We start from the raw sequence: 26,120 nt of genomic DNA, 5'->3' as shown, positions 1-26,120 counted from the left end.
GGCTTCACAAATATCGGCTCACGTCTGTTCGGGCAGGATGTGCTCCCCCGTCTTGTCCGTGCTCAGCGACAGCGACGAGATGTAGAGCGTCTCCCCGTTCGGTCCCTTCGTGGCCGACGCGATCATGTCCGGCCGCTCGAACTCCATACCCGACACCGAACACAGCAGCGTCGCGTCGGACGGGTTGCCGTACTCGTCGAACATCGGCAGGTCGATGCCGTCGTCGGTGCGCCGCAGGTAGTACTTGCCCTTGGTCGCGATCGCGAGCACGGGCGGCAGAACGATGGCCAGCACCAGCGCCACGATGGGCGAGTACGGCTTGATCGCCGGCCCGAACACGCCGAAGAACACGAGGATGGACAGGATCGCTGACACGGCCATGGAACCGAAACCGACCGGGTTCACCGCGTAGAGCATTCCCCGTCGGAACTCCGGCACCTTCGGCGACAGCTTCAGCAGGTACTTGTTGAACACGATGTCGGACGCGACCACCGCGATCCAGGCGATACCGCAGTTCGCGTAGAACCCCAGGATGTTGTTGAGGAAGTCGAACATGTTGGCTTCCATCAGGATCAGCGCGATCGCGAGGTTGAACAGCACGAAGACCATGCGTCCGGGGTAGGACTTGGTGACGCGGGTGTACGAGTTGGTCCAGGCCAGGGAGCCGGAATACGCGTTGGTCACGTTGATCTTGATCTGCGAGATGACCACGAGCACCACGGCGAGGGTCATGGCGAGCCAGCCCGGCATGAAGTTCTCGTAGATCTCGAGGAACTGGTGCACCGGCTCGTTGGCGATCGACGATCCGTCCACGACGTTCGCGATGAGGTACACGGCGAGGAACAGGCCGACGATCTGCTTGAGCGCACCGAAGATGACCCAGCCCGGTCCGGCAAGGAGAACCGCCGTCCACCAGCGGCGCGAGTTCTCCGGCGTCTTGGGCGGCATGAAGCGCAGGTAGTCGATCTGCTCCGCGATCTGGGCGATCAACGAGAGACAGACACCCGCTGCGAGCATGACGGATCCGAGGTTCACGCCGGTACCGGCCGCACCGTCGGCGCCCCCGTAGGCCATGAACTGACCGATGGAGTCGGGATTGCTCACCACGAGATAGACGAACGGCAGCACCATCAGGATCAGCCACAGCGGGGTCGTCCACACCTGCAGTGTGGCGAGCGCCTTCATGCCGTAGATGACCAACGGGATGACCATCAGGGTGGACACCGCGTACCCGATGGGCAGCGGGAAGTTCAGCCCCAATTCCAGGCCCTGGGCCATGATCGAACCCTCGAGCGCGAAGAAGATGAACGTGAACGTCGCGAAGATGACGTTGGTGACCACCGACCCGTAGTAGCCGAATCCGCTTCCGCGTGTGATCAGATCGAGGTCGATGTTGTAGCGCGCCGCGTAGTAGGCGAGCGGCAGACCCGTGAGAAAGATGACCACCGCGAACACCAGGATGCCCCAGAGCGCGTTGCCGGTGCCGTACGAGATGCCGATGTTGGCGCCGATGGCGAAGTCCGCGAGGTAGGCGATGCCGCCGAGAGCCGACGTCGCCACGACGCCGGTCCCCCACTTGCGGTAGCTGCGCGGAGCGAAGCGCAGAGTGTAGTCCTCGAGCGTCTCCTTGAGTGCCGCCGATTGCTTCCGAGTGTCGGACGTGAGCGTGGAGTCGGGTGGAACGTCTCCGAGAGCGGTCATGGTCGGGTGCCTCCGGTCGTGTCGCACGCCGTGGCGGCGCGATGCGAGATGACCGTAGGAACGCCGTGTTGCCGGACTGTACGCACTCTGTGTCGAGTGCGTTACGTGATGCCGAGGCGCCGCTTTTGTCCGAATCAGCAGGTCAGCGACCCCGACGTGTCACTGCCCCTGAAACACCGGGGGCCGCTTCTCCTTGCGAGCGATCCGCGCCTCCACGGCGTCGTTGCTCGCCCAGGCGGCCGCGAACGCGTCGAGCTGCGTGGCGTTCGCCTCGTCACGGGTGCCGTCGTCGTTGAAGACGAGTTTGAGGTGACGCAGAGACAACGGCGCCAGCTGGGCGATCTCCTCGGCCCACGCGTGCGCGACGTCGAGCCCGCCGAGTTTGTTGGCCAGTCCGCACGCCAGCGCCTGCTCCGCGGACAACTGCTCGGCGCCCAGCAGCACGGTCCGGGCAGGACCGCCGCCGGCCAGCGACACCAGCCGTTTGACGGTCCAGTTGTCCACCGCGATGGCCAGTTTCGTGGAGGGAATGGCGAAGAAGGCGCCCGAATCGACCACCCGCAGATCTGCGGCGATGGCCAACTGCGTGCCCGCGCCCACAGCAGGCCCGTTCACGGCGGCGATGACCGGGACCGACACGGTCTGGAGCGCGCGGTTCATCGACAGCAGCGCCTCGGGGAACTCGTCGGCGATCGCCTCGCCCGAGAGATCGGCGCCCGCGCAGAAGCTCGTGCCCTCGCCGGTGATCACGACGACGCGGGTGCCGTCCGCCTCGGCAGACTCCACCGCCTCGCGCACTTCGGTGCACAGAGCCGTGTTCAGAGCGTTGCGACGCTCCGGTCGCTGCAGTTCCACGGTGAGAACCGCGCCGTTCCTGGTGATACCAATGGTCACGTTGTGTCTTCTCTCTGCGTGGAACGACATGTTCTGTGAGACCCCCCGAAGCCAATTTAGCGGGTGTGGGCGCCTGGCTGGTGTACTTGACGCGTGCATCCTGTCGACGTCGCCGTGATCGGAGCCGGGCAGTCCGGTCTGTCCGCGGCCTATTTCCTGCAGCGAGCGGGGCTGCGGGCATGGGAGGACTACGTCGTGCTCGACGGTGCGCCGGCACCTGGTGGGGCGTGGCAGTTCCGCTGGCCCTCCCTGACCCTCGAGACCGTCAACGGGGTGCACGACCTTCCGGGCATGGCGTTCGCGGACATGCTGGCCCCCGACGTCGACCCCGCGCACGTGCCCGCGTCGTCGGCGGTGCCCGAGTACTACGCGGCGTACGAGAAGCACTTCGCGCTGCCCGTGCGGCGGCCGGGACGGGTGTCGGTCGTCTGCGACCGGGACGAGACGACGATGCGGTACCGGGTGGAGGCCGAGCAGGGCGACGTCCACGCACGCGGACTGATCAACTGCACCGGCACCTGGGAGCACCCGTTCGTCCCGCGCTACCCCGGCATGGAGACGTTCACGGGGCGACAACTGCACACGCGCGACTACACCTCGGCGGAGGACTTCCGCGGCGAGCACGTCGTCGTCGTCGGAGGCGGGATCTCCGCGGTGCAGTTGCTCGACGAGATCTCGCGGGTGACCACGACGACCTGGGTGACCCGCCGCGAGCCCGTCTTCCTCGAGCGGGACTTCACGCCCGAGGTCGGCCGCGCCGCCGTCGCACAGGTAGAGGATCGGGTGCGCCGCGGACTGCCGCCGGGATCGGTGGTGTCGGTGACCGGTCTGATCCTCACCCCGAGCCTGCACGAGGCCCGAGATCGCGGCGTCCTGGCACGGCGGCCCATGTTCGCGGAGGTCACCCCCGACGGGGTGCGGTGGGACGACGGCACCTCCACCCGGGCGGACGTCATTCTGTGGGCCACCGGGTTTCGCAGCGCGCTCGATCACCTCGCGCCACTCCGACTACGCGGGCCGGGCGGCGGCATCACGATGACCGGCGCGTCGGCCACTCGAGTGGCCGCGCGGCCCACCGTCCATCTGATCGGATACGGTCCGTCGGCCAGCACCATCGGCGCCAACCGTGCGGGACGCACGGCCGTGCGGGAACTACTTCAGGAGCTGGGCGAGACGTGAGTGCCGTGGTCCGTGTCGACGACCTGTCCGCCTATCGCGGCGAGCGCACGCTGTTCGACGGTCTCGACCTCACCGTCGGACCCGGCGACGTCGTCGGGCTGGTCGGCGCGAACGGCGCCGGCAAGTCGACGCTGCTCGGCCTGCTGGCGGGCACGGCGACCGGGGTCGACCACGACGGCACGGTCACGCTCACCCCGTCGGACGCCACCGTCGGCCATCTGGCGCAGGAGGTCTCCCGCGTACCCGGTGAGACCGTCGAGATGTTCCTGCAGCGCCGCACCGGAGTGCGCGCGGCCGAGGACGCGATGAACGCGGCGGCGGAGACGCTCGGCGACGCGAGCGCGTCGGACGATCTCTACACACCGGCACTGGAGCGGTGGTTGGCGCTCGGCGGCGCCGATCTGCCCGAGCGGGCCGAGTCGGTGCTCGCCGGCCTGGGCCTGGACGCGGCGCTCGACACCGAGATGTCCGCCCTGTCCGGTGGGCAGGCGGCCCGCGCGTCACTCGCGGGAATCCTGTTGGCGCGCTACGACGTCCTGCTTCTCGACGAGCCCACCAACGATCTGGATCTCGCGGGACTGGACCAGCTCGAGAACTTCGTCACGAGTACTCAGTGCGCCGTGATGATCGTCAGTCACGATCGTGAGTTCTTGGCGCGTACCGTCACCGGCATCGTCGAGCTGGACCTGGCGCAGCAGCAGATTGCGGTCTACGACGGCGGGTACGAGGCCTACCTCGTCGAGCGCGACGTGGCGCGTCGTCACGCACGGGAAGAGTTCGAGCAGTACGCCGACACCAGGTCCGGGCTCGAGGATCGCGCTCGGATGCAACGGAACTGGCTCGAGCACGGCGTGCGGAACGCTCGACGCAAGAGCACGGACAACGACAAGGCGAGCCGGAAGGTCCGCGCCGAATCGACGGAGAAGCAAGCCGCGAAGGCGCGCCAGACCCAGCGCCGCATCGAACGGCTCGACGTCGTCGAGGAGCCGCGCAAGGAGTGGGAACTGCGCATGGAGATCGCGGCGGCGCCCCGCAGCGGGAGTGTCGTCGTCTCCGTGAACTCCGCCGTCGTGGAGCGGGGCGCGTTCCGGCTCGGTCCGGTGACGGCGCAGGTCGATTCCGGGGACCGCATCGTCGTCACCGGTGCCAACGGCTCGGGTAAGACCACCCTCTTACACCTGCTACTGGGGCGCATCACGCCGACGAGTGGATCCGTGAGCATCGGCTCCGGCGTGGAGATCGGCGAGATGGACCAGGCGCGTTCCGCTTTCGACGGATCCGACTCGGTCGCCGACGCGCTGGCGGCCTCCGTTCCGGACTGGCCGGACGCCGACGTCCGCACACTGCTCGCGAAATTCGGTCTGCGCGGACAGGCCGCCCTGCGGCCGTCGGCGTCCCTGTCCCCCGGTGAGCGCACCCGTGCGGGACTCGCGCTGCTCCAGGCCCGTGGGGTGAACCTGCTGGTTCTCGACGAGCCCACCAATCACCTCGACGTCCCCGCCATCGAACAGCTCGAATCGGCACTCGAGTCCTACGAGGGCACGCTGCTCCTGGTCACCCATGATCGGCGGATGCTCGACTCGGTGCGCAGCACACGGCGGTGGACCGTCGCCGAGGGCGTGCTGCACCAGAACTGACGGCCGGCGGCGGATCCGCGATGCACGGTCGGGCGAGACAGAACCGACTGAGGTATTGACACATCGTTAGGTTTATACAACACTTCGATGCATGAGTCCGGTCAAACGCGGGACCACGCTCCCCATCCACAACCGCATCGGTGTGCTGCGCGCCGAGCGTCGGATGACCCGGGCTCAGCTCGCGGATTTCGTCGAGGTCAACCCGCAGACGGTCGGCGCACTCGAACGCGGCGACCACTACCCGAGCCTCGATCTCGCGATGCGCATCTGCGACGTGTTCGGGCTGCCGATCGAGGCAGTGTTCTCACGTACCGAGTTCGCACCCCTGTCCACGGAGGTCTACCGGCGAGGTCGACCCGAGGAAGGAACACCACGATGAGCGACACCGTTCTCGAGCGCTACCAGGCGTTCCGCACCCGTCGATACCTGCAGAACGAGGCACGATACGCCCACTACCTCCCCGGTTGGCGTACCCGGTCGCGGCGTCGGCTCCTGGTGTGGATTCTCGTCGCCTCCCTCGCTGCGCTCGCGGCGTCGGCGGTGTTCATCCTCGTCGGACCCGAGTGGGCACCGCTCACGGCGCTACCGGGCGCGATCGTCATGATCGTGTCGTGGACGACGTTGCAGATGGTCACCGGCCGCCGCAGCGATGCTCCCGCCGACGCTCTCGACGAGTGGGACCTGGAGCGGCGCAACGCGGCTCGCTCCATCGGGTTCGCGATCACCCAGGGCACCGTGATGGTTCCGGCGCTGGCACTGATGTGGGCGACGTCGTTCACCGACAATCCCCGACTCGCCCTCGGTGGCAGCGTCATCATACTGAGTGGTCTACTTGTCGGGATCTGCTCTCCCGGCATCATCCTCGCATGGACGGCGCCGGTCGACGATCCGGACGAATTCCTTACTCCCACATCCCACTCCCCCGAGGAAGGACCAGCATGAGCGGCTCGACTCTCGAGATCGACGACCTGCACAAGAGATACGGCGAGACCGTCGCACTCGACGGCGTCGGGTTCACGGTGAATCCCGGCGAGGTGTTCGGGTTCGTCGGCAGCAACGGTGCAGGCAAGACGACGACGATGCGCATCACTCTCGGCGTGCTGGGAGCAGATTCGGGAGAGGCGCGCCTGAACGGGCAGCCCATCGACCTGAACGTGCGCCGCACCATCGGCTACATGCCGGAGGAGCGTGGGCTGTACCCGAAGATGAAGGTGGGAGCACAGCTGAAGTACCTGGCCGAGCTGCACGGACTCTCCACGTCCGACGCCTCCACCGCGGTGGCGACGTGGACCGAGCGCCTCGGCATCGACGGCCGGGTGAACGACACCGTCGATTCACTGTCGCTGGGTAACCAACAGCGAGTCCAGTTGGCGGCAGCCCTGATTCACGATCCCGCCGTCCTGGTGCTCGACGAGCCCTTCTCCGGTCTCGACCCGGTGGCCGTCGACACCATGAGCGAAGTACTGCTCGAGAAGGCCCGCACGGGTGTTCCCGTGCTGTTCTCGAGCCACCAGCTCGATCTGGTGCAGCGCCTGTGTGATCGGGTCGGCATCATCGGCTCCGGTCGGATGAAGGCCGTGGGCAACGTCGACGAACTGCGCGGCAAGTCCGGCACCACCCTCGAGGTGCACGCCCCGGCCGCTCCTTCCGGCTGGGCCGATGCGTTGACCGGGGTCACCACCGTGTCGCACTCCGACGGGCGCACCAGCCTGTCGCTCGCACCCGAGGCGGACGACCAGGCGGTGCTCGCCGCGGCGCTCGCCACCGGCCCCGTGCACGAGTTCGCCCGCAGCACACCGTCCCTGACCGACCTGTACCGAGAGGTAGTGGCATGAGCGAGAAATCGACCACCCGATCACCGCTCTCGGCGGGACGAGCCATCGCGCTCGTCGCCCGGCGCGAGTTCGACGTCCAGGTCCGGAAGAAGAGCTTCCTGATCTCCAATGCCATCGTGCTGCTGGTCATCGTCGGCGGCATCGTCGCGTTCTCGATCTTCTCCGGCGGCAGCGATTCCGAGGACCGGACGCCCCTCGGCCTCGTCGGTGACCAGAGCCTGTCCCAGACCCTCACCGCGGTGGGCGATCAACTCGGCGCTCCCGTCGAGGTCCGCGAGATCGGCTCGGTGGACGAGGCTCGCACGCAGGTCACCGACGGCGACGTGGACGTGGCGCTCGTCCCCGGGACCGGCGGCGCGTACACGGCCGTCACCGAGGACACCGTCGACGGCACCCTGAAGGCCGTCATCGACAGCGCGGTCGCAGCGCAGGCGCAGAACGACGCGCTCACCGGGCTGGGAGTCGATCCCGCCGCGGTCACCTCGGCGACGAGCGCCGCCACGGTCACGGTCGAGGCCGTCGATCCGCCCGATCCCGCACAGGGTCAGCGACTCGCGCTGAGTTTCATCGCCGTCATCCTGCTGTACGCCCAGATCATCACCTTCGGCATGTACGTCGCGATGGGTGTCGTGGAGGAGAAGTCGTCCCGGGTCGTCGAACTGCTCCTCTCCACCGTGCGCCCGTTGCAGTTGCTGTGGGGCAAGGTGATCGGCATCGGCGTGGTCGGACTGGTCCAGCTCACCGCGTACGGCGCCGCCGGCCTGATCGCGGGCACGGCCACCGGCACACTCACGGTCACCGGTACCGCCGTCAGCGTCTTCGTCTCCACGATCGGCTGGTTCGTGCTGGGCTTCGCGTTCTTCGCGGTGCTCTACGCCGCCGGCGGCTCCATGGTGTCGCGCCAGGAGGACGTCAACTCGACGACCATGCCGCTGCTGATCGTGATCCTCGCGATGTTCTTCGCGGCGTTCTCGTCCATCGACGATCCGGGAGCGACACTGCCGACCGTTCTGTCGTGGATTCCCCCGTTCTCCGCCATCCTCATGCCGCTGCGCATCGCGGCGGGCGTCGCGGACCCGATCCAGATCGTCGGCACCATCGTGCTGATGATCGTCGCGACCCTCGTTCTCGCCGTCGTCGCGGCCAAGATCTACCAGCGCTCCATCCTGCGCATCGGCCGCACCGTGTCCTGGAAGGAGGCGCTCGGGCGCGCCTGATCGCACGCCGACCCGAGCGTCCGCCGGCCCGAGCGACGGGGACGGTTCAGGACGCCGGGGCGGTAGCCTTCGCTCGGTGCCGCCGGACCGCGTCACGGTTGGAACAGGCCGTGCCGCAGTACCGTTGGCGACCGGTGCGCGAGAAGTCGGCGTAGACACGGTCGCAATCGCCCGCCGAGCACCGACCGAGACGGTGCATTCCGCGGCCGACCAGATGCAGCGCCGTACCGACGCTCACCAGTGCGCGCACGACGTCCGCGAGTGGCAGATCCGGATCCCGGTAGTGCAGGTGCCAGCCGTCGTCGGCGTGGTTCGTCAGCCTCGGGTAGGCGGAGGTCTGGGCGAGCAGCGCGTTGAGTGCGAGCGCGCGCTGCTCGTGCGTCGGTGCGTCGACCACGCCGAGCCACTCCCCGAAGAACACCTCCGCCCGAGAGAGGTCGGTGTGCATGGCCACCGTGTCGTCGGACATCCCCGCCTCGAGGCACCGACGCTCGAACTCCACGGCATCGGTCGGGGGCGAGTTCACGATGTCGACGGCAAGCCGGACCGCGTATTCTCCGTAAGGGTTGAGGTGCACAAGACCATTACAGCAGACTCGTCGTCATGAGCACCGTGGAATGCCTGCATCGATGGACGATCGAGTCCCGCCACCGCACCAGCGAGGGCACCGTCGTCTATCACCGGTGCCACTGCGGACGGCACCGCGTCACGCGGGAGACCCCGGGCCAGGAGGCGGTGGGGATCAGCTCCCCGACGTACCGGCCATGACGGGAACCATCACGGCGACGGTCACCGCGGTGTAGACGTCCTGCACCGCCTTGCGCACCGCATCGCTCGCCCACTCCCCCTGCGCGATGTCCTTGGCACGGTTCTTGACCGCGCGCTTGTCCGCGTCGGGAAAGACCTTGTGCGTGGCATCGATGGCCGACAGCAACGCGACCACCGCGGACGTCCGTGCATCGGGATCGAGACCGTCGATCAGGACGGAGTGCAGCGTCTCGCGGACCCGGTCCTCGTGCGACGAATCGAGCGCCGGCCACGTGGTGGTCGGGAACAGCCCCAGGACCTTGCCCTTCTCCTCGCCGACGAACCCTTGCTCGACGACGCGGGCGACCACCTGCTCGCGAATGTCCTTGTGCATCTTCTCGACCGCCGACTTCGGGGTCATCGGGCGCTTGGCCGTCTCGATGGACTCCACGGCCCGCCCGAGTATCGGATCCGACACCCCTCGGGTGCCGGACACCGCGAGCCGGCCCTTCTTCGTCGTCTCGTTGTCGCCGGCCACGGACACGGTGCCGTCCATCGCGAGCTCGAGGATCACCGCACCGGCGAGTACCCGCGGCAGCTTGGTGCTGTCGACGACGGGCTTGCCCGATCCGTCGTCCAGCAGGAGAAGCAGCAGATCCTCGGCAATCAGGGTCATGTCTCGACCTTACGGAAGTGCGGCCGAGATTACAGTCGGCTCATGACCGAATCGGGCGCCTACCGCCAGGCCTACGCCGCCGCTGCCGCCGACCCCGACGCCTTCTGGCTCGAGGCGGCACGGGCGATCGACTGGGACGTCGCGCCGACCACCGCCCTGGACTCGTCGAACGCACCCTTCCACCGCTGGTTCCCGGACGGTCGGCTGAACACGTGCGTCAACGCGCTCGACCGCCACGTCGCGGCCGGCGCCGGCGATCGGACCGCGCTGATCCACGATTCGGCCATGACGGGCGCACGCGTGTCGTTCACCTACGCCGAGCTCCTCGACCGGGTGTCCCGCTTCGCTGGGGCGCTCGCCGCGCACGGCGTCGGTGCGGGTGATCGCGTCGTGCTCTACATGCCCATGATTCCCGAGGCCGTCGTCGCGATGCTCGCGTGCGCGCGACTCGGTGCGGTCCACTCGGTGGTGTTCGGCGGATTCGCCGCGAAGGAACTCGCCGCGCGCATCGACGACGCGGATCCCGTCGCGATCGTGACCGCCACGGGCGGTCTCGAACCCGGCCGCACCGTCGACTACGTGACACCCGTCGCCGCGGCGCTCGCGATGTCGACGTCGTCCCCGCGTGCGGTCTTCCTCACGCGCCGACCCGAGATCGACATCGAGGCGCCGAGCGACTGGCTGGACTTCCACCGGGAACTCGATGCCGCGACTCCCGCGGATCCCGTGTCGGTCGCGGCGACCGATCCGCTCTACATCCTCTACACGTCGGGAACCACGGGGAAGCCGAAGGGCGTCGTCCGGGACAACGGCGGACATGCCGTCGCGCTGCGCTGGTCGATGACGAACATCTACGACGTCGGACCGGGCCAGGTCATGTGGACCGCCTCGGACGTGGGCTGGGTGGTCGGCCACAGCTACATCGTCTACGGCCCGTTGCTGGCCGGAGCGACGACGGTGCTGTACGAGGGCAAGCCCGTCGGCACCCCTGACGCGGGCGCGTTCTGGCGGGTGATCGAGGACTACGGGGTGCGTGCGCTGTTCACCGCGCCGACGGCACTGCGCGCCGTGCGCAAGGTCGATCCGGAGGCCGCGCTGCTGCGCGATCACGACGTGTCGTCCCTGGAAACGCTCTTCGTCGCCGGCGAACGCCTCGACCCGGACACCTTCGCCTGGGCGTCCCGCATCCTGGACCGGCCGGTGGTCGATCACTGGTGGCAGACCGAGACCGGCTGGGCGATCTGCGCGAACCTTCGCGGGCTGGAACCGATGCCGCTGAAATCGGGCTCACCGACGGTGCCGGTGCCCGGGTTCCACGTCGGCATCGTCGACGGCTCGGGGGCCGAGGTACCGGCCGGCACCGAGGGCAACATCGTGCTCGAACTCCCCCTGCCGCCCGGCACACTCGCCGGACTGTGGCAGGACGACGACCGGTTCCTGTCGTCGTATCTCACCGCGTTCGACGGGTACTACCTGACCGGCGATTCGGGCTACGTCGACGAGGACGGCTACGTCTACGTCCTGGGGCGCACCGACGACGTCATCAACGTCGCGGGGCACCGATTGTCCACGGGCAGCATCGAAGCCGTCGTCGGCGCGCACCCGGCCGTCGCCGAGTGCGCCGTGATCGGCATCCACGACGAGACGAAGGGTCAACGCCCCAGCGCGTACGTCGTGCTCAAGACCGGCGTGGACATCGACGACGACACCCTACGCTCCGAACTCGTCGCCGCCGTCCGCGAGGACATCGGCGCCGTCGCCACGTTCCGTGACGTCACCGTCGTACAGGCGTTGCCCAAAACCCGTTCGGGCAAGATCCTGCGCAAGACGATGCGTCAGATGGTCGACGGCGACGAGGTGGTGGTGCCGTCGACCATCGAGGACGCGTCCGTGCTCGACGCCCTGGCGGCCCTCTTCAGGACTTGAGCGCGCCGAAGCGGCGGAGCGCTTCCTCCCGCTCGTGCTTGTGGTCGACGATCGGCTCGGGATACTCGTCGGGCCGACCGTTCTTCAGGGCGTGCACCGCCTTGCCGTCGACACCGCGGAGCTCCGGAACCCAGCGCCGCACGTAGTCGCCGTTCGGGTCGAACTTCTCGCCCTGCGTCGTCGGGTTGAACACCCGGAAGTACGGCGACGCATCGGTTCCCGTGCCCGCGGTCCACTGCCACCCGTGCTGGTTGCTGGCGATGTCGCCGTCCATCAGGTGCTGCAGGAAGAAGCGTGCGCCCCGCCACCACGGCAGGTGCAGGTCCTTCACCAGGAAGGACGCGACGATCATCCGCACCCGGTTGTGCATCCAGTTCTCCGATACCAGTTGGCGCATGCCCGCGTCGACGATGGGGAAGCCCGTCCTGCCGTCGCACCACGCCTGGAAGAGCTCGTCCGCGTGCGGCCCCGAGTCGAGCTCGATCTTGTCGAACCTCTTGTCGTAGTTCTCCCGAGCGCTGTCCGGTCGACGAAACAATATGTCGCCGTAGAAGTCTCGGAAACACAGTTCGCGTCGATACGCCTCCGAGCCGTCGTTCTTCAACGAGGCCAGATCGGCCAGCATGGTGCGCGGATGGATGGTCCCGTACTTCAGATGCACCGACATCCGGCTGGTGCTGTCCTTGTCCGGACGGTTGCGCTCGTCGTCGTACCCGCTCGCGCGATCGTCGCGGAAGTCTGCCCAGGAGGACAGCGCCGCCTTCTCGCCGGCCTCGACGTCCGCACGGGTCTTCTCCGTCGGAATCGTCACTCGCTTCCGGCCACCCGACACCTCGTCCGGATCGATCCACGACGCCGACGACGCGGAGGTGTCGGCGGGGCCGCGCCAGCCGTGGTCCTGCCAGCGGCGGTAGAACGGCGTGAAGACCTTGAAGCCCTCACCGTCGTCCTTGACGATGCGTCCGGGCGACACCGCGTACGGCGACCCCGTGCGAACCAGGTCGACCTTCTCGGCGACAGCGTCGTCGCGGCGTCGACCGTACGGACCGTAGTCCTCGCTGACGTGCACGGCGTCCGCCCCCACGGCCTTCGCCACGGCCGGAACCGCGGCCACCGGATCGCCCTTCACCACCATGAGACGACCGCCGAGCTGATCGTCCAGCGCTGTCAGCGACCGGAACAGCACGTCGCGGCGCGCGGCACCCGACGGGCCGAGAAGGTGATCGTCGAGCACGAAGAGCGCCAGCACGTCCCGGCCGTCCTCGGCGGCGTGGGCCAGTGCCGGGTGGTCACCGAGGCGCAGGTCGCGGCGGAACCACAGGACGGAGGGTGCAGAAGAGCTCATGACAGACGTTCGTACCCGTTTCCCGCCTCGGCCGAACGTCAGGGCCCGGTGAAGGCCGGCTCGGCCGGGAGCAGCTGTGTCTGCACCTGCGCGTCCACCAGGCCGGCGAGGGCCGTGGGCGCGGTCCGCAACGGGCCGATCGGATCGGTGCCGGGCGGGGTGAGCTGCAGACAACTCTGCGTTCCCACCCTCGACTCGACCGCCGGACCGTCGTGGTCCAGTGCGTCGGCCAGCATCGCGATCGCCGTGGCGTCCGAGGGGAGCAGCACGTGCGAGACGTACTTCAGTGGGCAGACGTCCTGGATCACCAGGTTCGATGCCCCCATCATCGCGTTGGCGACCGGGGCCGGCCGCACCAGCTCGTCGAACGCGGTCGCGATCGTGGTGGCCGACGTGCCCGCCGGAAACGGCGTCGACGTCAGGGCGGCCATGAAGTCGGACCCCTCGGAGAACTGCCAGATGGGCGCGGCGCAGCCGCCGAGCGCCGCGCACACCGCATCGGTGTCCTGCGGAGCACCCACCGGAGCGAGCCCGACGACGTCGTCCACCACCGCGGCGACGTCGGGATCGGATTTCACCGCCCACGCGGCGAGAGTGCCACCCTGGCTGTGGCCGACCAGATCGACCGGGCCGCCGCGCGCGCTCGCGGTGCGCAGCACGGCGTCCGCGACGAAGCGGGTGCTGACCTGGACGTCGACCGTGGCACGCCTAGGCAGTTCGACCGTGCAGAACGGTCGACCGGTCTGCGTGAGCCACGGTTCGAGCACCGCGCCGAAGTCCTCGACGCTGTTCGTCCAGGTGCCGTGCACCAACACCACGGGGTCCTCCGCCGCACCCGCGACGTCGCCGCTGCACGCGTAGGTGGAGCCGACAGCCGGGTCGGTGGGCGCTGCGACCGCCGTGACGGCGCTGACCACCACCGTCGCCGCCACCGCGGTCAGGACCAACCCGACCCGCACCGGTAGCGCGAACAACGACCCTGCATTCCACCCTGACGACCCTGATCCTGACGACCCTGATCCTGACGACCCCATGCCGCATCACCCCCGACGGGGAAGCTACCGCCCGCCGGAGGTGGTGCCGCACGGAAATCGGACATTCGACGCGCCTCGAGTGAATGTCACCAGCGCGTCGCATGCATCACAGGACGAACAACATCTCCTGGTAGGTCGGCAGCGGCCACAGGTCGTCGGCCACGATGTCCTCGAGCTGATCGGCCGCCGCCCGCACCTCCGCCATGGCCGGAAGGAGCGCGTCCCTGGCGTGGGTGGCCTCGCCGAGCGCGTCGTGCCCGGTGTCGGCGTCCAGCGCGCCCTTCAGCGTCGCCAGCCCGGCCCGCAGAGCCGCGAGCGGCACGGACACGGTGTCCAGCGGCGCTCTGTCGATCTCCACGCCCACCGCCTGCAGCGCGGCCAGGTTCTGGGCGACCTCCGTCTGATACCGCACTGCCGCCGGCAACACGATGGTCGTCCCCATCTCGAGCGTCAACCGAGCCTCCACACCGATGGTGAGTGCGTACTGCTCGAGCCCGATCTCGTAGCGGCTGTGCATCTCTCGCGAGTTGAACACGTCGTACTTCGAGAAGAGGGCCAACGCTTCATCGGTGATGAGTTCCGGCAACGCGTCGAGCGTCGTGCGCAGGTTCGCGAGACCCCGCGCCTCCGCCTCGATGGGCCAGTTCTCCGAGTACCCGTCACCGTTGAAGACGACGGCGCCGTGGTCGGTGATGATCTGCGTCAACAGATTCTGGACCGCAGTGTCGAAGTCGACGCCGTCCGCGACGGCCGTCTCGAGCTCGGTGGCCATGTGGTCGAGGGACTCGGCCATGATCGTGTTGATGACGACCATCGGCTCGTTCACCGTCTGCATCGACCCCGGAGCGCGGAACTCGAATCGGTTGCCGGTGAACGCGAACGGGCTCGTACGGTTGCGGTCGCCCGGATCGGTGGGCAGCACGGGCAGCGTGTCCGCCCCGATCATCATGGTGCCCTTGCCCTTCGAGGACGTCGCCGCGCCCTTGGCGATCTGGTCGAAGACGTCGGCGAGCTGGTCACCCAGGAAGATCGAGATGATGGCCGGCGGAGCCTCGTTCGCGCCGAGCCGGTGATCGTTGGTGGCCGACGCCACCGATGCGCGCAGCAGCCCGGCGTACTTGTGCACCGCGCGGATCACCGCGGCACAGAAGACGAGGAACTGTGCGTTGTCGTGCGGGGTGTCTCCGGGAACCAGGAGGCTGCCGAGCTCGGAGTTGCCCAACGAGAAGTTGACATGCTTACCCGATCCGTTGACGCCCTCGAACGGCTTCTCGTGGAACAGGATCTCCATGCCGTGCTTCTTGGCGATGGTCTTGAACGTCGTCATGAGCAGTTGCTGGTGATCCGCGGCGATGTTGCCGCGCTCGAACATCGGCGCGATCTCGAACTGTCCGGGCGCCACCTCGTTGTGCCGGGTCTTGGCCGGGATGCCGAGCTTGAACAGTTCGCGCTCGGTGTCCATCATGAAGCCCAGGACGCGCTCTGGAATCGCGCCGAAGTAGTGGTCGTCGAACTCCTGACCCTTGGGCGGCTTCGCACCGAACAGGGTGCGCCCCGCGTTGAGGAGATCCGGACGCGCCAGGAAGAAGTGCCGGTCGACGAGGAAGTACTCCTGCTCCGGTCCGCAGAAGGACACGACGTGCTCGGGGTCCTCGTGTCCGAAGAGCGTCAGGATGCGTTCGGCGTGCCGGCCCATGGCCTGCTGCGAGCGCAGCAGACCCGTCTTGTGGTCCAGTGCCTCACCGGTCATCGACACGAACACCGTCGGGATGCACAGCGTGTTGCCGTTGGGATTCTCGAGGACGTACGCGGGGCTGGTGACGTCCCACCCGGTGTAGCCGCGCGCCTCGAAAGTGTTGCGCAGACCGCCGTTCGGAAAGCTCGACGCGTCGGGTTCACCCTGGATCAGCGTCTTGCCGGCGAACTCCGCCAAGGCGCTACCGTCCGACACCGGCTCGAGGAAGCTGTCGTGCTTCTCCGCCGTCAGACCCGTCAGCGGGTAGAACACGTGCGCGTAGTGCGTCGCGCCCTTCTCGATGGCCCAGTCCTTCATCGCGGACGCCACCGCGTCGGCCACCATCGGATCGAGCGGCGCTCCGTGCTCGATGGTCTTCATCACCGACTTGTAGACCGACTTCGGCAGACGCTTCTGCATCACCACGCGGTTGAACACGTTCTCGCCGAAGACCTGGCCCGGAGTCTCCGAGTCGGTGTAGCTCACGGCGGGAGGCTGGTACGCCTCGACCGCTCGCAGAGCCTGGAGACGGACCGTGTTCGCACTCATCGTGTTACCCCTTGCTTGCTCGACCCCGCCCGTGCTGGATGCACCGACGGCTTCGAGAGACGATAGAGACGCTCTGTTCCGAAAAGATTGCGCAGAGGTGACCACCGCGATCGATCACTCTGCACTCGCGTCCCTCGTCGACGCGGGGCACAGCGGTAGACCATCGGGTTCCGGCACAATCGACGGATGACCGCTCCGGACCAGCCCACCGTCCTCGTGGTGGACGACGACGTCGACGTGCTGGCTTCCCTCGAACGCGGACTTCGACTGTCCGGGTTCACCGTGCTCACCGCACGGGACGGCGCGGCCGCCCTCGACCTCGTCGGCGCGCGGGATCCGGACGTCGTGGTGCTGGACATGAACATGCCCGTCCTCGACGGCAACGGCGTCGTCACCGCGTTGCGCGCCCGTGGCAACGACGTCCCGGTGTGCGTCCTGAGCGCCCGCAGTTCGGTCGACGACCGCATCGCGGGCCTCGAGTCCGGTGCCGACGACTATCTGACCAAGCCGTTCGTCCTCGCCGAACTGGTCGCACGCATCAACGCGATGCTGCGCCGCCGCGGCACCCTCGGCACCGGCGTCGCCGCCACGGCCGCGGTGGTGGTCGGGCCACTGAGTCTCGACGAACCGGGGCACCGCGCCACCATCGACGGGCGACCCCTCGACCTCACCAAGCGCGAGTTCGAACTCCTCGCCGTCCTCGCACACAACTCCGGAGTGGTGCTCAGCCGGGAGCGACTCCTGGAACTGGTGTGGGGATACGACTTCGTGGCCGACACCAACGTCGTCGACGTCTTCGTCGGGTACCTGCGCCGGAAGATGGAGAGCGGTGGGGTGCCGCGGATCCTGCACACCGTCCGCGGCGTCGGCTTCGTCCTGCGCACGGCGTCATGAAGCTTCTCCGGCCTTCCCGGCGCATGACGACCGGCCTCCGGCCTTCCCGGGTCTTCTCGCTGCGCGCCCGCGTCGCCGCCGCCACCGCCCTGGGCGCCCTCATCATCGTCTCGCTCGTCGGGTGGTACGTCGCAGCGGCGATCTCCCGCAACAACATCCTGCAACTCGACCGCCGACTCGAGACAGCGTCCGAGGTGGTGGTGCCGCGTGCGCAGACGTTCGAGATGTTCCTCGGCAGCTTGAGCCGGTCCGAGGCGTTCGCCATCACGATCCGGCAGACCGATCAGGTGCGGGCCAGCACCCAACCGCAGCTTCCCGCGATGCCGCTCGGTTCGGCGACCGCGGACGTCGACGGCACCCCGTTCCGGGTCTTCACCGCCGCGGTGCCGGACCGGTCGGACGTCACCGTGTCCATCGCGGTGCCGTTGTCGGAGGCGCAGGACATCACGGACGACCAGCAGCGGCAGGTGCTGCAGGCCGGCGCTCTGGCGGTCGGCGCGTCGACGGCACTCGGCTGGATCCTCGGCGGGCGGGCCGTGCGTCCCTTGATGAGACTCACGCACGACGTCGCGAAGGATCCCCCGACACCACCCCGCAAGTCCACAGGCGTGCGCGAGGCGGACGCCCTCGCGGCCGCCGTCGGCGACATGTTGCAGCGGGTGTCCGACGCGCAGGCGCGCACCGAGAGCGCCCTCGAGACGGCCCGCGACTTCGCCGCCGTGTCGGCGCACGAGCTGCGGACACCTCTGACCGCCATGCGTACCGACATCGAGGTGCTGCGCACGCTCGATCTCTCGACCGAACAGAAGGACGAGATCCTCGAGGACCTGCAACGCACCCAGGGCCGGGTGGAGTCCACGCTGGCGGCGCTGGAACGGCTGGCCACCGGAGAGTTGACCACCGAGGCGGACCGGGTGAACCTCGACGTCGTCGAGGTCGCGGACCTCGTCGCGCGGGACGCCGCGCGGACGCTGCCGGAGACGCAGGTGCGGGTGGAGGCCGACGGGCCCGTCTCCGCGCTGGGGCATCCCACGGGTCTGCGGCTGGCGCTCGACAACGCGGTGCTCAACGCCGTGCGTCACGGCGGCGCGACCACCGTGGTGATCACCGTGGAGAAGCGGGCGCAGGGAGTGCGGATCTGCGTGGACGACGACGGGTCCGGCATCCCGGAGGACGAGCGGGCCCGCGTCTTCGGACGCTTCGAGCGCGGATCACGGGCCGCAGCGGGCGGATCCGGACTCGGGCTCGCACTGGTCGCCCAGCAGGCTCACCTGCACGGTGGAACGGTGCATCTGGAGGCGAGCCCGCTGGGCGGTGCGAGGTTGGTGCTCGACGTGGCGTGAGCCCGTCGAATCTGCGGAGCAGAGATCAGGCGTTCAGCAGGTCGATGACGAAGACGAGGGTCTTGCCCGACAGCCGATGTCCGGCGCCTGCGGGGCCGTAGGCGAGCTCCGGCGGGATGGTGAGCTGACGGCGTCCGCCGACCTTCATGCCGGGAATGCCGTCCTGCCAGCCCTGGATGAGGCCGCGCAGCGGGAAGGTGATGGACTCGCCGCGGTTCCAGGACGAGTCGAATTCCTCGCCGCTCTCGAACTCGACGCCGACGTAGTGGACCTCGACGGTACCGCCGGGAACGGCTTCCGCGCCGTCACCGACCGTGATGTCCTGGACCACGAGGTCGGTAGGAGGGGGGCCGGCCTGGAACTCGATCTCGGGCTTGGTCACGATGAACTCCTGTAGTCGACTGATACCGAACGAGGGTGTCACGAACGGGCTGGTCCTGTACCGATCGACTCTAACGTGACTGCGCTCAGCCTATCGGGGACGGCATGGCGACGGTGCGGTAGGCGCAGGTCAGGGACCGATCGGTCGTCGGGTCTCGCAGCTCGACCTTCCACGCGCTCGCGAACTGGTCCACCCCCGGAACCATCGACACCGTGCCGGACATCAGCACCGTGCCCGCCCGGAAGAGCCCCCGCTCGGTGAGGACGTCGAGCCAGTGATCGGGCGAGAGCAGATCGCCCAGAGTGCCGTCCTGGATCAGGGTCTCGTCGTCGCCGACCCACGCGCGCAGCGTGATGTCGTCGAGGCGGTCGGCGACCTCGGCGAGCCGCCAGGCACCGGTGCCGAGCACGTCGGGTGAGGCGTTCTTGCTCCACGCGACGCTGTGCACCTCGAGATCGCGATCGGTGTGGTCGCACGCGACGGTCAGCAGCACGTCGTCGCGGGTGGGACCGGTGATCACCAGTGCCCACTCCGCCTCGCCCGAGGTGTGTCCGTGCTGGACGTGCACCTCGGAGGTCTGCTGTGCCAGGTAGGGCGAAATGGGGTACATCGCCGGGATGGTGGTCGGTGCGGGAACGCCGAGCTCGGCCAGTTCGGCGATGTGGGACGCGACCTCGGCCTGGTCACGGCCCGCGTACCCGGCATTCAGGAGGGTGGTCACGGTGACCGACTCGGTGGAACCGTCGGGAAGTTCGAAGGTCAGTGTCGTCATCATTTCTCCTGTTACTTCTCTGTTTCCGGAGCGCTCGGGGGGTTGCGCATACGTCTTGTATACAGCAAGTATATGAACCACGACACCCGAAAGGACATCCCATGGACGGCACGACACACGACGGCCGAGGGGCGGTGCGTCCTGACCGGACGGCCCTGACCAAGGCTTTCGCTGCCAGCCTGACCGGTACGGCACTGGAGTGGTACGACTTCGCCGTCTACTCCGCGTCGGCCGCACTGATCTTCCCCATCATCTTCTTCCCGGAGAGCGACCCGTTGACGGGAACGCTGCTCGCGTTCTCGACCTACGCCGTGGGGTACGTCGCGCGACCCATCGGCGGATTCGTCTTCGGCCGCCTCGGCGACGTCATCGGACGCAAACAGCTGCTCGTCATCACGTTGTTGCTCATCGGCGTCACGACGTTCCTCATCGGACTGCTGCCGGGCTACGCGACCATCGGCGTCGCGGCGCCGATCATCCTGGTGGCGTTGCGGTTCGCGCAGGGCGTCGCCGTCGGCGGCGAGTGGGGCGGTGCCGTCCTGCTCTCGAGTGAGTACGGCAATCCGCGCAAGCGTGGATTCTGGTCGTCCGCGGCGCAGATCGGCCCGCCCGCCGGCAACCTGATGGCCAACGGCGCTCTCGCGGCCCTGACCTTCGCCCTCACCGAGGAGCAGTTCGAGTCGTGGGGCTGGCGCGTGGCATTCCTGCTGTCGGCCGTTCTGGTCGGCTTCGGACTGTGGATCCGCCTGAAGCTCGAGGACACCCCGGTGTTCAAGGCGCTGCAGGAGAGCGGCGACCGACCCGCGGCACCGATCACCGAGGTGTTCCGCGAGCAGCGCCGCCCCCTGGTCGCCGCGATCCTCTCGCGCATCGCGCCCGACGTCATCTACGCCCTCTTCACCGTCTTCTCCATCACCTACGGCGTGCAGAAGCTCGGCTTCGTGCGCAGCGAGGTGCTCACAGCCATCCTCATCGGCTCGGCGTTCCAGCTGGCCACCATCCCGCTGGCGGGCGCCCTGTCCGACATCGTGAACCGGCGACTGCTCTACGCCGTCGCGGCCGTGGGCGGCGTCGCGTGGGTGGCCGTCTTCTTCCTCCTCATCGGCGGCAGCTCGTTCGGCATGCTCGTCCTGGGTGTCGTGGTCGGACTGACGTTCCACTCGTTCATGTACGGGCCGCAGGCCGCGTTCGTGACGGAGCAGTTCTCCCTGCGCCTGCGCTCCACCGGCGCGTCGCTGGCGTACACGATCGCCGGCGTCTTCGGCGGCGCGATCGCTCCCCTGATGTTCACGTTCCTGCTCGACCGCACCGACAGCTGGGTGCCCGTCTTCGTCTACATCACGGCGATGGGTGTGCTCACCGTCCTCGGCCTGGCACTCGGCCGTGGTCCCGATCCCGCGGAGGAGGAGAGCTACGTCGCGCAGAACATCGGCGCCGAGCAGCTCTCCGCGCGGGAGATTTAGCCGCGCAGCAGGATACGCATGGTGACGTCCAGGTGTGCATCGATCTGCGCGGACGCCGCGGCCAGATCTCCCGAGGCCAACGCGTCGACGATCGCGCGATGCTCGGTGCACACCTGGCGCTTGCGGTCGGGAGCACCGAACAGCGCGGACAACCCCGCACGCAACTGCCGCGCCCGCAGTCCGGCGTACGTCCGGGACAGCAGCTCACTGCCCGCGGAGTCGATCAGTTCCTGGTGGAACGTCCCGTCGAGATCGATGAAGGTTCGAGCGTGATCCTCGGCGGCCCCCGCGGCCAGGGCCTCCTGCGACCTCAGGGTGGCCGTCATCGCCGCGATGGGCACGTTCCCGGCGTCGATCGCCTTCTCCGCGGCGTGCCGTTCGAGTACGCCGCGCAGGTCCATCAGTTCACCGATCTGGCGCCCGGACATCGGCGGCACGTATGCGCCGCGACCCCGCACCATCTCGATGAGACCTTCGGACACCAACAGCAGCAACGCTTCTCGGACCGGGGTGCGCGACACCCCGATCTGCGACGCCAGCTCACCCTCGTTCAGGAACGTTCCCGTGAACGCCGGTTCGGACAGCACGCGGTCGCGGAGATAGACGTAGGCACGCTCACGACCGGACTGTTCTTGCATACTGTGTGTATACCAGTCACCACTCTCGTCACCCGCACGCCGACATCAGGAGCACCGCATGAGAATCAGCCTCGCCCAGATCACCGCGTCCCGCGATCCGCACGAGAACCTCGACCTGGTGCGCTCGTCGGTCCGTGACGCCGTCGACGCGGGCGCCCGGCTGTGCGTTCTCCCCGAGGCCACGATGCGCCGCTTCGGCGGATCGATCGTCGACATCGCCGAACCGCTCGACGGCCCCTGGGCCACCGCCGTGCGCGCGATCGCCGACGACGCGGGCATCACCGTCGCGGCCGGCATGTTCACTCCGGCCGTCGGTGGGGACGAGAGAGTGCGCAACACGTTGCTGATCACCGGCGGGGGCGTCGAGGCGTCGTACGACAAGATCCACCTGTTCGACGCGTTCGGTTTCGCCGAGTCCGACACCGTCGCACCGGGAACCGAGCCCGTGGTCGTCGACATAGACGGTGTGGGTGTCGGCTTCGCGACGTGCTACGACATCCGCTTCCCGGGCCTCTTCCAGACCCTCGCGGACCGCGGCGCCCTGCTCACAGTCGTCGCCGCGTCGTGGGGCCGCGGGCCCGGCAAAGTGGATCAGTGGACACTGCTCGCCCGCGCCCGCGCACTGGACTCCACGACGTTCCTCGCGGCCTGCGGGCAGGCGGACCCCGCCGAGTCGGGTATCGAGATCTCCGGCTCCGCCCCCGTGGGCGTCGGCAACTCGATGGTGGTGTCCCCCACCGGCCACGTGCTCGACCAGCTCGGCGCGGCGCCCGGCCTGCTCACGCTCGACATCGACCCGAACGAGATCGACGCGGTGCGCCAGAACCTGCCGGTGTTGGCCAACCGGAAGTTCTGACGCACCGCGTCGGGGGTGTCGCGAGGGGCGGGCCGATCAGCGGCCGTCGATGCCCTCGTAGCCGCGCTCGGTGTAGCCCGTGTAGATCTGACGGGGGCGGCCGATCTTGGCGTTCGGGTCCTGGTGCATCTCCTGCCAGTGCGCGATCCACCCGGGCAGGCGGCCGAGCGCGAACAGCACCGTGAACATGCGTTCCGGGAAGCCCATGGCGCGGTAGATCAGGCCCGTGTAGAAGTCGACGTTCGGGTACAGCTTGCGCTCGACGAAGTAGTCGTCGGACAGGGCGACCTCTTCGAGCTTCATCGCGATGTCGAGCAACTCGTCGTTGGTGCCGAGCTTCTCGAGGATCGAGTGCGCCGTCTTGCGCACGATGGCCGCGCGCGGGTCGTAGTTCTTGTAGACACGGTGTCCGAAGCCCATGAGCTTGACACCGTCCTCCTTGTTCTTGACCCGCTTGAGGAAGTCGGCGCTGTCGCCGCCCTCGCTCTGGATGCGGTAGAGCATCTCGAGGACGGCCTGGTTGGCGCCGCCGTGCAGCGGACCCCACAGTGCGTTGATGCCGCCGGAGATGGACGTGAACAGGTTGGCGTCGGACGAGCCGACAAGGCGCACCGTCGACGTCGAGCAGTTCTGCTCGTGATCGGCGTGCAGGATGAGCAGCATGTCGAGCGCCTTGACCATCTCGGGATCGGCCTCGTAGGGCTCGGCCGGGAAACCGAAGGTCATGCGCAGGAAGTTCTCGACGTAGCTCTTCGAGTTGTCCGGGTACAGGAAAGGCTGGCCCACCGACTTCTTGTACGCGTACGCGGCGATGGTCGGCAGCTTGGCCAGCAGACGGATCGTCGAGAGCTCGACCTGCTCGGGATCGTTCGGGTCGAGCGAGTCCTGGTAGTACGCGGACAGCGCGTTGACAGCGGAGGAGACGACGGGCATCGGGTGCGCGTTGCGCGGGAAGCCGTCGAAGAAGCGCTTGAGGTCCTCGTGCAGCAGGGTGTGCCGACGGATGCGGTCGGTGAAGTTCTCCAGCTCGACCGTGGTGGGCAGCTCCCCGTAGATCAGCAGGTAGCTGACCTCGAGGAACGACGACTTCTCGGCGAGCTGGTCGATGGGGTATCCGCGGTAGCGCAGGATGCCCTCGGCACCGTCGATGTACGTGATGGCGGACTTGGTGGAGGCCGTGTTGACGAACCCACCGTCCAGCGTCGTGTACCCGGTGTTCGCGAGCAGTTTGCCCAGCTCGATACCGTCGTTGCCTTCGGTCGCTCTCGCAATGGTCATCTCGTGTTCGCCGCCGGGATAGATCAGCTTGGCGGTGGCGGCGTTGTCGGCATTCTCAGCGGGCACGAAGGGTCCCTCTCGAGCTCGGTGTAACGGAACTTGTGGTGTCTCGATAAAACTAGTCGTCGCCGACCTCGTCCGCCCAGGGAGGGTCCGCCCCCGGTCGTGACACGGTGATGGCGGCTGCCCTCGCGGCGAACGTGAGAGCCGCAGTCCACGCCTGTGAATCGAGTCGCCGAAGGTCCGCCGACGAGCGCACGCCGTGCTCCGTCAGGTGGTGGAGCATCGCTCCGTGGACGGTGTCGCCCGCACCGATGGTGTCCGCGACCTGCACCGACACACCGGGAACGACTGTCTCGCCGGCCGTGGTGACCACCGACAGTCCGTCCCCGCCGCGCGTGACGACGACGGCCGTCACGCCCGCGTCCAACCAGTCTCGGACGGTGGTGCCCTGCGGCCCCTCCCCCAGCCATCCCGCGTCCTCGACCGACACCTTGAGGATGTCGATCGACGGAAGCCAGGTACGGAAGCGGGTGCGGTAGCCGTCACCGTCCGTCATCGCGGCCGGGCGGATGTTGGGATCGAGCATCGTCAGGACCCCGGCGTCGTGCACCCTCGCGAGCAACGCCGCGTATACGCTCGCGCCCGGCTCGTAGAGCAGCGACAGGGTGCCGAACGATGCCGCGGTCACCGACTCGGGGATGGTGGCGGGCGCCTCGACGAGTCGGTCCGCGGTGCCGTCGGCATAGAACGAGTACTCGGCGGCGCCGTGCGCGTCGAGCACGGTCAGCGCGAGCGTGGTCAGCTCCGGCCCACGCTGGAGCAGGTCGAGTCCCACCCTCGACGCCTCCAGCCACGCCACCAGGTCGCGGCCGAACGGGTCGCGGGAAATACGCGAGAGGAACTGCACGTCCGCGCCCAGTCGACCGAGCGCTACCGCGACGTTGAACGGGCCGCCGCCCAGCTTGGGTGTCAGAGTCGGCCCACCATCCAGGGGCACGAGGTCCACGAGAGCTTCGCCGCACACGAGGATGCTCATGCGCTGATCCCCCACTGTCCGGTCCACGTGTCGCCCGGCTTCAGCACGATCAGTCCCACACCGGAATTGAGCGCGTCGGGCGGGCACGTCATGGGTTCGATCGCCAGGGCACGGCCGCGGTCCGGGTAGGCCTGGTCGTGGTCGGGATCGGCCGTGAAGACCTGCACCCACGGGAAGTTCGCGTCGGTCCACAGCACGGTGGCCGCGCTGTCCGGCGGCGTCAGGTACTGCCGCGCGATGCCGTCCGCGTCCGGGACGAGGGCGCTGAACGGGGTGTCGAGCCAGACTCCGGCGAGGCTCCGCGCCGCGGAGAAGTCGAGGTCCGTGTCCTGCACGGGCACCGGGCCGCCGCTGGGCAGGTTGCGCTCGCCGTCGAGCGGGAGACGCACACCCGCCGAGAGTCGCAGAGTGCACTCGTCCAGGGGCGCATCGCCTGCGCGGACGAACGAGTGGACGCCCATGCCGAACGGCGCGGTGCGGTCGCCGATGTTCGTGGCCGTATGGGTGACGGTCAGACCGTCGTCACCGAGGCTGTGCCGAGCGGTCAGACGGAGAGCGAAGGGCCACCCCTGTTCACCGCCGATGTCGATGGTGTGGGTGATCGACGAGTCGGACCGCTCGGCGACGTCCCATTCCCGCCGGCGGACGAGTCCGTGACTCGCGTTGTTCCGGGCCGGTTCGGTGATCTCGAGCTGATGGGTCTCACCGTCGAACGTGAACCGGCCGTCGCGCGTGCGGTTGGGCCACGGCGCCAACACCAGCCCCGCCGACAACGGGGGTTTGACGGCGACCCGATCCCGACCGGCCTCCGGCCTGCCCGCGTCCCACGTCTCGGTGAGTCGCCGGCCGGCGTGCTCGAGGGCACGCAGACCCGCACCGGTGGCGGCGACGTCGGCTCTGTACGCACCGTGGCGCAGCGAGTGGGAGAGGGCGGATGGCGCGTCGTCGACCATGTCAGCACGCTACCGCCCCGGTATGTT

Annotated in this window: 25 protein-coding genes; 12 read left to right on the top strand and 13 right to left on the bottom strand. The window is 68.3% G+C overall.

Annotated elements, in window-relative coordinates:
- Nucleotides 1-18: 18 nt before the first annotated feature.
- A complete protein-coding gene (locus HQ325_RS06170) occupies nt 19-1,701 on the bottom strand; it encodes a cytosine permease (protein WP_222627334.1) in 1,683 nt (560 codons plus the stop codon).
- A gap of 159 nt (nt 1,702-1,860) precedes the next feature.
- Nucleotides 1,861-2,595 carry an enoyl-CoA hydratase gene (locus HQ325_RS06165; RefSeq protein ID WP_308014276.1) on the bottom strand — a complete coding sequence of 245 codons (735 nt, stop codon included), beginning with the start codon at nt 2,593-2,595 and terminating at the stop codon, nt 1,861-1,863.
- Between the two features lie 93 nt (nt 2,596-2,688).
- Between HQ325_RS06165 and HQ325_RS06160 the strand changes: the two genes are divergently transcribed.
- The 6 genes from HQ325_RS06160 to HQ325_RS06135 all read left to right on the top strand — a co-directional run bounded on the left by HQ325_RS06160 (nt 2,689) and on the right by HQ325_RS06135 (nt 8,463).
- On the top strand, nt 2,689-3,774 hold the full coding sequence (locus tag HQ325_RS06160; RefSeq protein ID WP_222627329.1) for an NAD(P)-binding domain-containing protein: 1,086 nt from the start codon (nt 2,689-2,691) through the stop codon (nt 3,772-3,774).
- Complete coding sequence (locus HQ325_RS06155; protein WP_222627327.1) at nt 3,771-5,411, top strand: ABC-F family ATP-binding cassette domain-containing protein; 1,641 nt, start codon at nt 3,771-3,773, stop codon at nt 5,409-5,411. The genes HQ325_RS06160 and HQ325_RS06155 overlap by 4 nt, the downstream gene beginning before the upstream one ends.
- A 91-nt stretch (nt 5,412-5,502) precedes the next feature.
- On the top strand, nt 5,503-5,790 hold the full coding sequence (locus HQ325_RS06150) for a helix-turn-helix transcriptional regulator (protein WP_222627325.1): 288 nt from the start codon (nt 5,503-5,505) through the stop codon (nt 5,788-5,790).
- Complete coding sequence (locus HQ325_RS06145; RefSeq protein ID WP_222627323.1) at nt 5,787-6,353, top strand: hypothetical protein; 567 nt, start codon at nt 5,787-5,789, stop codon at nt 6,351-6,353. Before HQ325_RS06150 ends, HQ325_RS06145 begins: the two co-directional genes overlap by 4 nt.
- Nucleotides 6,350-7,246 carry an ABC transporter ATP-binding protein gene (locus tag HQ325_RS06140; protein WP_222627321.1) on the top strand — a complete coding sequence of 299 codons (897 nt, stop codon included), beginning with the start codon at nt 6,350-6,352 and terminating at the stop codon, nt 7,244-7,246. The genes HQ325_RS06145 and HQ325_RS06140 overlap by 4 nt, the downstream gene beginning before the upstream one ends.
- Nucleotides 7,243-8,463: an ABC transporter permease gene (locus tag HQ325_RS06135; RefSeq protein ID WP_222627319.1), complete on the top strand. Its 1,221-nt coding sequence runs from the start codon at nt 7,243-7,245 to the stop codon at nt 8,461-8,463. Before HQ325_RS06140 ends, HQ325_RS06135 begins: the two co-directional genes overlap by 4 nt.
- A 46-nt stretch (nt 8,464-8,509) precedes the next feature.
- Here HQ325_RS06135 and HQ325_RS06130 read toward each other — a convergent pair whose 3' ends face one another.
- Entirely contained in the window at nt 8,510-9,040 is a 531-nt protein-coding gene (locus HQ325_RS06130; protein ID WP_222627317.1) for a CGNR zinc finger domain-containing protein, read from the bottom strand.
- Between the two features lie 26 nt (nt 9,041-9,066).
- Between HQ325_RS06130 and HQ325_RS06125 the strand changes: the two genes are divergently transcribed.
- Nucleotides 9,067-9,231, top strand: coding sequence for a hypothetical protein (locus HQ325_RS06125; RefSeq protein ID WP_222627315.1), 165 nt, complete (start codon nt 9,067-9,069; stop codon nt 9,229-9,231).
- Here HQ325_RS06125 and HQ325_RS06120 read toward each other — a convergent pair.
- Entirely contained in the window at nt 9,206-9,886 is a 681-nt protein-coding gene (locus HQ325_RS06120; RefSeq protein ID WP_222627313.1) for a GPP34 family phosphoprotein, read from the bottom strand. The two genes, HQ325_RS06125 and HQ325_RS06120, sit on opposite strands and share 26 nt — an antisense overlap.
- Before the next feature lie 42 nt (nt 9,887-9,928).
- Between HQ325_RS06120 and HQ325_RS06115 the strand changes: the two genes are divergently transcribed.
- Entirely contained in the window at nt 9,929-11,812 is a 1,884-nt protein-coding gene (locus tag HQ325_RS06115; protein ID WP_222627310.1) for a propionyl-CoA synthetase, read from the top strand.
- Here HQ325_RS06115 and HQ325_RS06110 read toward each other — a convergent pair.
- The 3 genes from HQ325_RS06110 to HQ325_RS06100 all read right to left on the bottom strand — a co-directional run bounded on the left by HQ325_RS06110 (nt 11,802) and on the right by HQ325_RS06100 (nt 16,475).
- Nucleotides 11,802-13,157 (bottom strand): deoxyribodipyrimidine photo-lyase, encoded by a 1,356-nt coding sequence (locus tag HQ325_RS06110; RefSeq protein WP_222627308.1) that lies wholly within the window; start codon nt 13,155-13,157, stop codon nt 11,802-11,804. The two genes, HQ325_RS06115 and HQ325_RS06110, sit on opposite strands and share 11 nt — an antisense overlap.
- A 38-nt stretch (nt 13,158-13,195) precedes the next feature.
- Nucleotides 13,196-14,131: a triacylglycerol lipase gene (locus HQ325_RS06105; RefSeq protein ID WP_222627306.1), complete on the bottom strand. Its 936-nt coding sequence runs from the start codon at nt 14,129-14,131 to the stop codon at nt 13,196-13,198.
- A 166-nt stretch (nt 14,132-14,297) separates the two neighbouring features.
- The gene (locus HQ325_RS06100) at nt 14,298-16,475 is read right to left on the bottom strand and encodes a glutamine synthetase III (RefSeq protein WP_222627304.1); all 2,178 of its coding nucleotides are present in this window, start codon (nt 16,473-16,475) and stop codon (nt 14,298-14,300) included.
- A gap of 186 nt (nt 16,476-16,661) precedes the next feature.
- Here HQ325_RS06100 and HQ325_RS06095 point away from each other — a divergent pair, with 186 nt between their 5' ends.
- Nucleotides 16,662-17,369 (top strand): response regulator transcription factor, encoded by a 708-nt coding sequence (locus HQ325_RS06095; protein ID WP_222627302.1) that lies wholly within the window; start codon nt 16,662-16,664, stop codon nt 17,367-17,369.
- Nucleotides 17,366-18,712, top strand: a complete 1,347-nt coding sequence (locus HQ325_RS06090; RefSeq protein WP_261777701.1) for a sensor histidine kinase KdpD — start codon at nt 17,366-17,368, stop codon at nt 18,710-18,712. Before HQ325_RS06095 ends, HQ325_RS06090 begins: the two co-directional genes overlap by 4 nt.
- 25 nt (nt 18,713-18,737) lie before the next feature.
- On the opposite strand, the gene HQ325_RS06085 is transcribed toward HQ325_RS06090, so the two are convergent.
- Nucleotides 18,738-19,094 carry an FKBP-type peptidyl-prolyl cis-trans isomerase gene (locus HQ325_RS06085; protein WP_027504206.1) on the bottom strand — a complete coding sequence of 119 codons (357 nt, stop codon included), beginning with the start codon at nt 19,092-19,094 and terminating at the stop codon, nt 18,738-18,740.
- 85 nt (nt 19,095-19,179) lie between these two features.
- On the bottom strand, nt 19,180-19,866 hold the full coding sequence (locus HQ325_RS06080; RefSeq protein ID WP_222627300.1) for a DUF2848 domain-containing protein: 687 nt from the start codon (nt 19,864-19,866) through the stop codon (nt 19,180-19,182).
- A 101-nt stretch (nt 19,867-19,967) separates the two neighbouring features.
- On the opposite strand from HQ325_RS06080, the gene HQ325_RS06075 reads away from it, so the two are divergent.
- A complete protein-coding gene (locus HQ325_RS06075; RefSeq protein WP_222627298.1) occupies nt 19,968-21,329 on the top strand; it encodes an MFS transporter in 1,362 nt (453 codons plus the stop codon).
- On the opposite strand, the gene HQ325_RS06070 is transcribed toward HQ325_RS06075, so the two are convergent.
- The gene (locus HQ325_RS06070; RefSeq protein WP_222627296.1) at nt 21,326-21,967 is read right to left on the bottom strand and encodes a GntR family transcriptional regulator; all 642 of its coding nucleotides are present in this window, start codon (nt 21,965-21,967) and stop codon (nt 21,326-21,328) included. The two genes, HQ325_RS06075 and HQ325_RS06070, sit on opposite strands and share 4 nt — an antisense overlap.
- A 58-nt stretch (nt 21,968-22,025) precedes the next feature.
- Here HQ325_RS06070 and HQ325_RS06065 point away from each other — a divergent pair, with 58 nt between their 5' ends.
- Nucleotides 22,026-22,823, top strand: a complete 798-nt coding sequence (locus HQ325_RS06065) for a carbon-nitrogen hydrolase family protein (protein WP_222627293.1) — start codon at nt 22,026-22,028, stop codon at nt 22,821-22,823.
- Between the two features lie 36 nt (nt 22,824-22,859).
- Here the strand turns inward: HQ325_RS06065 and HQ325_RS06060 are convergent, their stop codons facing one another.
- The 3 genes from HQ325_RS06060 to HQ325_RS06050 are packed head-to-tail and all read right to left on the bottom strand — an operon-like array spanning nt 22,860 to nt 26,093.
- On the bottom strand, nt 22,860-24,167 hold the full coding sequence (locus tag HQ325_RS06060; RefSeq protein WP_037183979.1) for a citrate synthase: 1,308 nt from the start codon (nt 24,165-24,167) through the stop codon (nt 22,860-22,862).
- Between the two features lie 52 nt (nt 24,168-24,219).
- Nucleotides 24,220-25,140: a carbohydrate kinase gene (locus HQ325_RS06055; RefSeq protein WP_222627291.1), complete on the bottom strand. Its 921-nt coding sequence runs from the start codon at nt 25,138-25,140 to the stop codon at nt 24,220-24,222.
- Nucleotides 25,137-26,093: an aldose 1-epimerase family protein gene (locus tag HQ325_RS06050; protein ID WP_222627289.1), complete on the bottom strand. Its 957-nt coding sequence runs from the start codon at nt 26,091-26,093 to the stop codon at nt 25,137-25,139. Before HQ325_RS06050 ends, HQ325_RS06055 begins: the two co-directional genes overlap by 4 nt.
- Nucleotides 26,094-26,120 lie beyond the last annotated feature (27 nt).

The sequence above is a fragment of the Rhodococcus sp. BP-349 genome (assembly GCF_019835845.1).
GTDB lineage: Bacteria > Actinomycetota > Actinomycetes > Mycobacteriales > Mycobacteriaceae > Rhodococcoides.
Note: the sequence above shows the minus strand (reverse complement) of the source record. Positions and strands in the feature narration are given on the sequence as shown.